The 8,721-nt window shown below is 60.3% G+C and carries 10 protein-coding genes and 2 pseudogenes; 3 read left to right on the top strand and 9 right to left on the bottom strand.

From position 1 onward, the window contains the following. Positions 1-358: hypothetical protein (locus tag HT737_RS31145; RefSeq protein ID WP_220459296.1), on the bottom strand; the 358-nt coding region annotated here is incomplete at its 3' end. A gap of 207 nt (positions 359-565) precedes the next feature. Here HT737_RS31145 and HT737_RS03180 point away from each other — a divergent pair. From HT737_RS03180 to HT737_RS03170, 3 genes and pseudogenes are all read left to right on the top strand, one after another. After that, positions 566-790, top strand: a complete 225-nt coding sequence (locus HT737_RS03180) for a hypothetical protein (RefSeq protein ID WP_007962908.1) — start codon at positions 566-568, stop codon at positions 788-790. A 274-nt stretch (positions 791-1,064) separates the two neighbouring features. Then, positions 1,065-1,548 (top strand): annotated as a pseudogene (locus tag HT737_RS03175) (hypothetical protein). A 146-nt stretch (positions 1,549-1,694) separates the two neighbouring features. Further along, positions 1,695-2,966 (top strand): OmpP1/FadL family transporter, encoded by a 1,272-nt coding sequence (locus HT737_RS03170; RefSeq protein ID WP_182401405.1) that lies wholly within the window; start codon positions 1,695-1,697, stop codon positions 2,964-2,966. A 181-nt stretch (positions 2,967-3,147) separates the two neighbouring features. Here HT737_RS03170 and HT737_RS03165 read toward each other — a convergent pair whose 3' ends face one another. The 8 genes and pseudogenes from HT737_RS03165 to cobU form a co-directional block, all read right to left on the bottom strand. After that, complete coding sequence (locus HT737_RS03165) at positions 3,148-3,708, bottom strand: glutathione peroxidase (RefSeq protein WP_047292891.1); 561 nt, start codon at positions 3,706-3,708, stop codon at positions 3,148-3,150. Between the two features lie 54 nt (positions 3,709-3,762). Beyond that, positions 3,763-3,888 (bottom strand): hypothetical protein, encoded by a 126-nt coding sequence (locus HT737_RS31640; RefSeq protein WP_275588967.1) that lies wholly within the window; start codon positions 3,886-3,888, stop codon positions 3,763-3,765. Next, positions 3,885-5,093 carry an MFS transporter gene (locus tag HT737_RS03160; RefSeq protein ID WP_121184424.1) on the bottom strand — a complete coding sequence of 403 codons (1,209 nt, stop codon included), beginning with the start codon at positions 5,091-5,093 and terminating at the stop codon, positions 3,885-3,887. The genes HT737_RS31640 and HT737_RS03160 overlap by 4 nt, the downstream gene beginning before the upstream one ends. A gap of 53 nt (positions 5,094-5,146) precedes the next feature. Next, positions 5,147-5,551, bottom strand: a complete 405-nt coding sequence (locus tag HT737_RS03155) for a MarR family winged helix-turn-helix transcriptional regulator (RefSeq protein ID WP_182401403.1) — start codon at positions 5,549-5,551, stop codon at positions 5,147-5,149. A gap of 202 nt (positions 5,552-5,753) precedes the next feature. Then, positions 5,754-6,486, bottom strand: a pseudogene (locus HT737_RS03150) (adenosylcobinamide-GDP ribazoletransferase). A gap of 1 nt (position 6,487) precedes the next feature. Then, positions 6,488-7,063 (bottom strand): alpha-ribazole phosphatase family protein, encoded by a 576-nt coding sequence (gene cobC, locus HT737_RS03145; RefSeq protein WP_182401401.1) that lies wholly within the window; start codon positions 7,061-7,063, stop codon positions 6,488-6,490. Continuing rightward, positions 7,060-8,115: a nicotinate-nucleotide--dimethylbenzimidazole phosphoribosyltransferase gene (gene cobT, locus HT737_RS03140; RefSeq protein WP_182401399.1), complete on the bottom strand. Its 1,056-nt coding sequence runs from the start codon at positions 8,113-8,115 to the stop codon at positions 7,060-7,062. Before cobT ends, cobC begins: the two co-directional genes overlap by 4 nt. After that, entirely contained in the window at positions 8,112-8,633 is a 522-nt protein-coding gene (gene cobU, locus HT737_RS03135) for a bifunctional adenosylcobinamide kinase/adenosylcobinamide-phosphate guanylyltransferase (RefSeq protein WP_182401397.1), read from the bottom strand. Before cobU ends, cobT begins: the two co-directional genes overlap by 4 nt. Positions 8,634-8,721 lie beyond the last annotated feature (88 nt).

Below are 8,721 nucleotides of genomic sequence, written 5' to 3'. Positions count from 1 at the left end.
TCGCTCCCACATTCGGTCCCTGTTCTCCTGCGGGAGCGAGCCTGCTCGCGAAGGCCAGCCCTGTCACCCATGATTCGCGCCACCGGCCGAAATCTTTTTTTTGCCGCAGGGTTTGCATTGCCCAGGACGTTCCGTTACTATCCGCGGCGTTAGTACCAAGCTGAAAGTCAATTCCGGTCGAACACATCCCCACGGTCAACCTTCTTCCCAGAAGCCCTTCACCGAAAAAAGCGGGAACGACCCCTCGATGGTTTCCAGGTAAATCTTGCGCCAGCACAGCCTTTGAATGAATGCAAAGGGTGCTGCGAAGACCACTTACTCTGACCGAACCAACCTGCAAATTGATCAGGATCTTCACCCCGGGCCCAGAACCTCTGCCCTCGATGTGTTGCCTGTCCTCCTAAGTACCTACCTGCCAGCCCAAGCGCGCCAACTTAATAGCGCTTCAAACTGGCTGCTTTGTTCCAGTCGGGTTCTTTGTTCGACCAATGGTGGTCGACATTACTGGAACGTTTTAACGTTGCACGGTTCTTATCCGTGTCATTTGTAGGAACACCTAATAACTATGTCTACTCAAATCCAGACTCAGGATGCCATTCGCACCCTAACCAACGCTTTTGCCCCAATGAACTGCCTGATCATGGCCGCTCGCAAAGGCTGCTTCAGCTTCACCGTGGTCAATGAACACGGAATCGCCCGCCACAGCGAGCGTCTGTACCCCGATCAATACTCCAGCGCCGAGCCGCTGCAGGCCATTATTGATCGTACGCGTCAGGCGTTGATTGCCTGAGAGCCGAAAAGGCTGCAAAAGCAAAAACCCCGCACACAATGCGGGGTTTTTTATTGCCCGATGTTTCGCTTTTAGCCGCCGGTGCCTAAGCACCATCGGATATAACGCTTTTCGCTCGCTGTTGGAAATATTTTAAAAACAGGCCTTTACGTCGTGAATATGACACTACACTTCAACTCAAGCGGCTTGATCCGCTTCCGGCGAGCCTGAGTCGATCCACCGCTGCCAAAGCCCCTTCAGGTTTCGCCGCCCCATTACAAGAATCGAGGGCATTATGGGTATCGCTGCCAGCGAACTGTGTCGCTACGTGATCCGTCCCACATTGATTTATCTGGGACGTCACTGCGCAACCGCCGAATCCCTGCTGCTGGGGATCGCCGCCAGCCAGTCCGCCCTCGGCTCCGCCCTGCATGATCGGCGTGGCCATGGCCTCTACCGGATTGCCGAGCATCGCCACCAAGCCCTTTGGGATCACTACCTGGCTCTGGATCCGGAGCGCGCGAGCCTTGTTCGCGGTCTCGCCAGCCAGCATGCTTTTCTTAGCGGCCCGCACCTGGAATTGACCGTCAATCTGCGTTACGCCACCGCCATCGCCTGGCTGCTGGTAGAAGAACAACACCCCACCCTCCCCGCCCCGGGGCGATCTGCTAGGCATGGCGCGAATCTGGCGTCAGACCTTCCAGCCGCAAGGCCGTCTGCGCGACTTCACCTACGCTTGGCAAACGTGTGTTTCACCGGTGAATCAGGTCGCTTGTTGACTGGCGAGTTTTGAAAGATCGCTCAACAGGTCGCGAATCTGGTCGGATTGTCCTACAAAACCGCTCTAACTCAAGGCATAGGGACTATAGCGCTGGAACGAAAATGTTGGTAATTTTCGCCCCGGTGATCACCAGGAGTTCTAATAATGAAAAAAGTCATGCTCAAAACCACCCTTAGCCTCGCCGTTACCATGGCATCCACCCAGATCTTCGCAGCTGGCTTTGCCATCAACGAACACAGCATCAGCGGGATGGGTACTGGTTACGCTGGGCGATCCTCTTCTGCCGACGACGCAAGCACTGTTTATGGCAACCCTGCCGGCATGTCGCGCCTCACGCGTGAACAAGTCACCGGCGGTGTTGCATTCCTCGATGCCAAGACCGATATCAGCGACGCCAGCTCCAGCCCTAACGGCGGCAGCAACAAAGGCGACATGGTGCCCTTCACCTCCGTACCTATGGGCTTCTACGTCAAACCGATCGACGAGCATTGGGCATTCGGCCTCGGCGTTTATGTGCCGTTCGGCCTGATTACCGACTATGAAAAAGGCTTTGGCGGCCGTTACTTCGGCAGCAAGTCCGAAGTACAAGTCATCACTTTCCAGCCAACTGTCAGCTACAAGTTCAACGATGTGGTGTCGATCGGTTTCGGTCCGACCATCAACCGTATCGACGGTACGCTGGAATCCAACCTGTCGATCACCCAGGCCGCGCCGGACGGCAAGGTCAAGATCAAGGGTGACGACACCGCGCTGGGCTACAACATCGGCGTGCTGGTACAAGCCACCGACACCACGCGTCTGGGTCTGACCTACCACTCGAAAGTCGATTACAAGCTCGAAGGCAACACCAAGGTCAATTACAGCGTGTTGGGCGCAGTCGGTCTGGGCGCCGAGCAGAAGTACGACGCTTCGCTGAAGATCACCACCCCTGAATCGGTGGACTTCTCGGTGACTCAGGCGATCAATGATCGCTGGAACGTCTACGCCGGTTCGACCTGGACCCGCTGGAGCCAGCTGAAGAAGATCACCGTTGAAAACTCCGGCGTGCAGCCGCTGCTGGCCGGTCAGTTCGGCGAGATCACTGAAGAGCAGAACTGGCACGACTCCTGGGCTTACGCCGTGGGTACTTCGTACCAGCTGAACAAGGAATGGGTACTGCGTACCGGTCTGACCTTCGACCAGTCGCCGACCAACAACGTCGACCGCTCGCCACGCATCCCTACTGGCGACCGCACAATCTTCAGCATCGGTGCCGGCTGGAGCCCGACCGAAGACTTGACCATCGACGTGGCTTACTCGTACCTGAAAGAAGAGTCGGTCAAGGTCCACAACCAGAACAATCGTGGCCAGACCTACGACGCCAAGTATGAAAACTCGGCAAACGGTTTCGGCGTCGGCGCTACCTACCGCTTCTGATGCTGCACGGCGAAGCTAAACCCTCGCCCACAGAAAAGCCCCGCTCTCTTTGCAGAAAGCGGGGCTTTTTTGTGCCTGAGATTTACAACCTGTAGGAGCTGTCGAGTGAAACGAGGCTGCGATCTTTTGATCTTTGTTTTTTAAGATCAAAAGATCGCAGCGTTCCGCAGCTCCTACAGGGTCAGGGTTGCAGTGGTTTTGAGGCAATGGCCTTTTCAACTGCCGCGATAAACTCCGGATCATCCGGCTTGGTCAGGCTGGAGAAATTCGCGATCACCTTGCCCTGACGATCAATCACGTACTTATAGAAATTCCACTTCGGCGCACTGCTCTGTTCGGCCAGCACCTTGAACAGATGAGTCGCATCGTCGCCTCGGACCTTCTGCGGCTCGGTCATGGTGAACGTCACGCCGTAGTTGGCGTAGCAGACCTTGGCGGTTTCGGCGCTGTCCTTGGACTCCTGCTTGAAGTCATTGGACGGCACGCCGAGCATTTCCAGGCCTTGCGCCTTGTAATGCTGATTGAGCGCTTCGAGGCCCTCGAACTGGGGGGCGAAGCCACAGAAACTGGCGGTATTGATCACCACCAGTGGTTTGCCGGCGTAGCGCTGGCACAGATCGACGGATTCCTTTGCGCGCAACTTGGGCAACGAACCTTGCAGCGCCTCCGGGCAATCAGCCGCCTGGGCCAGTCCGGTCAACGCCATCAGCAACGCAGGTACAGCACACCAGCGCATGAGCATGTCGGGCATCCTTTGAGCAGTCATCAGACTCCCGACGTTACTCGCCATCCAAGCCTACAAGCAAGCGCCCAGGCCCAACTGCATCAACGCCAGGCCGCCCTGATGCCAGCCCCACCACACCAGCGCCAGCAACAGCGCGCCGAGTGCGGTAAAGACGATGCGCGGCCAGGAACGCTTCATACGGCGCCGACCGCCGGCTGCAGACGCGCCACCGGACGCTCGCGTACCGGCCAGTTCAGCGCGGCCGCCAGCAGACTCAAGAGAATCGCCACTTGCCAGATCAAGTCATAACTCCCAGTACGGTCATACACCACGCCACCCAGCCAGCCGCCGAGGAACGAGCCAAGTTGATGAAAGAGGAACACGATACCGCCGAGCATGGACAGATTGCGCACACCAAATAAGGTCGCCACCGTGCCGTTGGTCAACGGCACCGTCGACAGCCACAGGAAGCCCATGGCCATGCCGAACAGGTACGCCGAAGTCGTCGTCACCGGCAGCCACAGGAACAGCACGATCACCACTGCACGCAACAGGTACAACGCCGTCAACAGACGCGGCTTGGACATGCGCCCGCCGAGCCAGCCGGCAGTGTAAGTGCCGAAGATATTGAACAGACCGATCAGCGCCAGCACCGTGGTGCCGACGGTTGCCGGCAGATGTTGATCAACCAGATAGGCCGGCAGATGCACACCAATGAACACCACCTGGAAGCCGCAGACGAAAAAGCCGAATGCCAACAGCCAGAAGCCCGAGTGCGAACAGGCTTCGCGCAGTGCTTCAGACAAAGACTGCTCATGGCCCAGCACCGGCAGCGGCTTGTCCTTGAGCATGCTCACCAGCGGCACGATCAGCGCCACCAGCAGGCCCAGCACCAGCAACGCCGCCGACCAGCCGAGCCAGCCGATCAAACCCAGTGTGCCCGGCAACATCGCAAATTGACCGAAGGAGCCGGCGGCACTGGCAATGCCCATGCCCATGCTGCGTTTTTCCGGTGGCACCGCACGCCCGACCACGCCGAGGATTACCGAAAACGAGGTGCCGGACAGGCCGATACCGATCAATAGACCCGCACTCAGCGACAAGGTCAGCGCCGAATCGGACAGACCCATGCACACCAAGCCCAGGGCGTAGAGTACGCCGCCGACCAGCACCACTTTGGCCGCACCGAATCGGTCAGCCAGCGCGCCAGTGAACGGCTGCGCCAGACCCCAGATCAGGTTTTGCAAAGCGATGGCGAAGGCAAACACTTCGCGCCCCCAGCCGAACTGTGCACTCATCGGCGACAGGAACAGGCCGAAGCCGTGCCGCACGCCCAATGACAACGCCAGAATCAGCGCACTTCCCAGCAACACCCAACCGCACGTACGCCACATCGATGTCATTGTTATTCTCCGTTCGCGGGTATATACCCGCTTAAATCCGGAAAAACCGGCCTTCAGGCCAGTTCGTCCAACAGTCGCAGCAAGGTTTCACGCTTCTCGGCGCCCAGGCGATCGATCAATCGCTGTTGCGCCGCTTCCCAGGCCGGCAGCGCTGCCGCAAGGCGCTGTGCACCGGTTTCGGTGAGCCGGACGATGCGGTTGCGCATGTCCTCGCCCTCGGCCAGCGCCACCAGGCCCTCGCCTTCGAGTACCCGCAGGTTGCGCCCCAAAGTGCTGCGATCCAGGCCCATGGCTTCGGCCAGTTCCGAGATGCTCGGTTGATTCAGACGCTGCAGGTTGCACAGCAAAGAATACTGGGCAACGTTGATCCCGAAGCCGTCGAGAGCGTCGTCGTAATGCCTGCTGACGCCACGAGCGGCGCGACGCAGGTTGGTGCACAAACACTGAGAAGGAAGCATGATGCGTGTATATACCCGCGACTGTGTTAAATCAAGTTACACATGAGTTTATCAATAAGGATTGTGGCGTCTGACACATCCCCATCGCTGGCAAGCCAGCTCCCACAGTTTTTTTGCAAGTGTTCAAAAAATCTGCAAACGCCCCAATACCTGTGGGAGCTGGCTTGCCAGCGATGAGGTCCGAACAGGCAACAGGCACCTGTCAGACCAACACAACCCCAACCAGCACCGCCACCTCCAGCAATTCCAGCAATGCTCCCGCCGTATCGCCCGTGGTCCCGCCCAACCGCCGCATCATCACCTGCCGCAGCCAGACAAACCCGACGAACGCGACAACCAGCGCAACAATCGCTTTCACCCCGGCAATCAGCAAGCAGGCCAGCGCACTTGCCCCCAGCACCCACCAACCGGCCCGGCGCGGCAGATGATCAGCCAACGCCTGCCCCAACCCACCCGCGCGAACATACGGCGTAGTCAGAAACAGCCCCAGCAACGCCGCGCGCCCCCAGCAGCGGCACGATGATCAACATCACCGCGTGCCCTTGCTCGACCAGCGCCAGCAACGCGCAAAACTTCAGCAGCAACACCAACACCAGCGTCACCACGGCAATCGGCCCGCTGCGCGGATCCTTCATGATCGTCAGCGTGCGCTCACGATCACCGAAACCACCAAGCCAGGCGTCGGCGCTGTCAGCCAGACCATCCAGATGCAGCGCGCCGCTGAGCAGCACCCACACCGCCAGCAACAGCGCCGCATGCAACAACAACGGCGCGCCGGCCAATACCAGGTTGAATGCCCAGAGGATCACCCCGAACAGCAGCCCCACCAACGGATAAAACAGCAGCGAACGCCCGAGTTGTTGCGGCTCCGGCATCCCCGGCAGACGAATCGGCAGGCTGCTGAGAAATTGCAGGGCGATCCACAGTGGCAGCATCTCAGTGACCTTCCTTGAGCACGCCATCGGCCTCGACGCTGAGCGCGAACAGCGAAGCATGCGCGACTTCGACATTGAGCAACTGCTCACGCGGCAAACCTCGCGCCTGCGCCAGCAACAGACGCATCACCCCGCCATGACTGATCAGCAGAACGCGTTCACCAGCATAGGCCTGATGCAACCGCGCAACCGCGCCCAGCACGCGCGCCGCAAAATCACTGACCGGCTCACCCTGTGGCGGCGTGAACGCATACGGATCGGCCCAGAACAACCCCAGCGCCTCGGCATCGGTCTCCATCAGTGCCACTGCGCTCTGCCCTTCCCAGGCACCGAAATGCAGTTCTTGCAGATCTTTATCCAAATGAACCGGCAGCCCCAACTGCTTGCCCAGGTCGGCGGCAAACCGCGCACAACGCTGCAGCGGCGAACTGACCAGTCGGTCCCACGGCCCGCCCGCGATCACCGCCGCACGCATCTGCGCCCAACCTTTTTCAGTGAGCGCATCATCTAGACTGCCGCGCAGCCCACCGCCCAGCTCAGTCTCACCGTGGCGCAGCAGGTCCAGACGCAACGTCATGCCGGACGATCCGCTACCGCCGCTTCAGCGAACGTCGCCATCTGCCCGTGCAGGTCGCAGGCCAGACGCAACAGCGGCACAGCCAACGCCGCCCCGCTGCCCTCGCCCAGACGCAAACCGAGTTCCAGCAGCGGTTCGGCATTGAGGGTTTCCAGCACGTGACGATGGCCCGGCTCGGCGCCACGATGGCCGAACAGCAGCCACTCGCGGCAGGCCGGATTTAGCCGCACCGCGACCAACGCAGCGACCGTGCAGATAAAGCCGTCGACCAGCACCGCGACGCCTTCCTGCGCACAAGCCAGGTACGCGCCGACCAGTGCGGCAATTTCAAAACCGCCGAGGTTGAACAGGGTTTGCAGCGCATCGCCACGTTGCGCCGCGTGCAGCGCCAGTGCGCGCTCGATCACTTGTGCTTTATGGCTGACGCCTTCGGCGTTCAACCCGGTGCCGGGACCGGTCAGGTGCGCCACCGGGCAATCGAGCAAGGCACACGCCAGCGCACTGGCGGCAGTGGTGTTGCCGATGCCCATTTCGCCGCCGATGAACAACTGTGCGCCGGCCGCTTTGGCTCGCAGCACACTGTCACGACCGGCCTGCAAGGCGAGTTCGCCCTGCGCCTGGGTCATCGCCGCGCCTTTGGCGAAGTTCGCCGTGCCCGGGCCGATGTTCAGATGACGCACGCCCGGCAGATTCAACGTCGGTGTCACGGTGCCCAGATCGACTACTTCCAGCTGCGCATCGAGCTGGCGCGCCAGCACGCTGATCGCCGCACCGCCGCTGACGAAGTTGAGCAGCATCTGCCCGGTGACTTCCTGCGGAAATGCGGAAACACCTTCCGCGACCACACCGTGATCACCGGCAAAAATCGCGATCCAGACCTGCTTGAGGGTCGGTTTGATCTGCCCCTGCAATCCGGCCAATTGCACCGCCACGCTTTCGAGGCGACCGAGGGAGCCGGCCGGTTTGGTCAGTTGCTGCTGGCGCGCCGCCGCTTGTTCAACGATCTCGGCATTCACGGATTGGCACGGGTTCAACCACCACGCTTGAGTCATAACGCAGGTCCTTTCAGGGTCAGGGGCAGGCCGGCGACGGTCAGGACGACTCGCTGACAACGCTCGGCCAGAGCTTGATGCAGCCAACCGGCTTCATCGACGTAGCGGCGAGTCAATTCGCCCAGCGGCACGACACCCATTCCGGTCTCGTTGCTGACAAAAATGATTTCTCCCGGCAATGACGCCAGGCCGTCCAGCAGGGCTTCACGCTCGGCGGCGAGCCGCGCGACGTCATCGAGCATCAGCAGATTGGTCAGCCACAGGGTCAGGCAGTCCACCAACAGGCAACGCTCGGCGCCGGCGTTTTCACGCAGGGCGCGGGCCAGTTCTACGGGTTCTTCGATCAGTGCCCATTCGGCCGGACGCCGGGCGCGGTGATGAGCGACCCGCTCGTTCATTTCACCGTCCAGCGGCTGGCTGGTGGCGATGTAAGTGACCGCCAGCTGGCTGTCGCTGGCGAGTTTTTCCGCCAGGCGACTTTTGCCGGAGCGGGCGCCGCCGAGGATCAGTTGGTGCATGGGGACATCCTGAAAATTAAGTGTTGAGGCAACCGGCCCCTTCGCGAGCAGGCTCGCTCCCACATGGAAATGCGTTCCAAAGTGGGGA

The organism is Pseudomonas sp. MD195_PC81_125, assembly GCF_014060985.1.
Lineage (GTDB): Bacteria > Pseudomonadota > Gammaproteobacteria > Pseudomonadales > Pseudomonadaceae > Aquipseudomonas > Aquipseudomonas parakoreensis.
This window is presented reverse-complemented; position numbering and strand designations above follow the sequence as displayed.

What these genes read in the sequence shown, in the direction of transcription:
- HT737_RS03180 (WP_007962908.1), top strand. Translation starts at nt 566, where the DNA reads ATGTCTACTCAAATCCAGACTCAGGATGCCATTCGCACCCTAACCAAC.
- HT737_RS03170 (WP_182401405.1), top strand. Translation starts at nt 1,695, where the DNA reads ATGAAAAAAGTCATGCTCAAAACCACCCTTAGCCTCGCCGTTACCATG.
- HT737_RS03165 (WP_047292891.1), bottom strand. Translation starts at nt 3,708, where the DNA reads ATGCTCATGCGCTGGTGTGCTGTACCTGCGTTGCTGATGGCGTTGACC.
- HT737_RS31640 (WP_275588967.1), bottom strand. Translation starts at nt 3,888, where the DNA reads ATGAAGCGTTCCTGGCCGCGCATCGTCTTTACCGCACTCGGCGCGCTG.
- HT737_RS03160 (WP_121184424.1), bottom strand. Translation starts at nt 5,093, where the DNA reads ATGACATCGATGTGGCGTACGTGCGGTTGGGTGTTGCTGGGAAGTGCG.
- HT737_RS03155 (WP_182401403.1), bottom strand. Translation starts at nt 5,551, where the DNA reads ATGCTTCCTTCTCAGTGTTTGTGCACCAACCTGCGTCGCGCCGCTCGT.
- cobC (WP_182401401.1), bottom strand. Translation starts at nt 7,063, where the DNA reads ATGACGTTGCGTCTGGACCTGCTGCGCCACGGTGAGACTGAGCTGGGC.
- cobT (WP_182401399.1), bottom strand. Translation starts at nt 8,115, where the DNA reads ATGACTCAAGCGTGGTGGTTGAACCCGTGCCAATCCGTGAATGCCGAG.
- cobU (WP_182401397.1), bottom strand. Translation starts at nt 8,633, where the DNA reads ATGCACCAACTGATCCTCGGCGGCGCCCGCTCCGGCAAAAGTCGCCTG.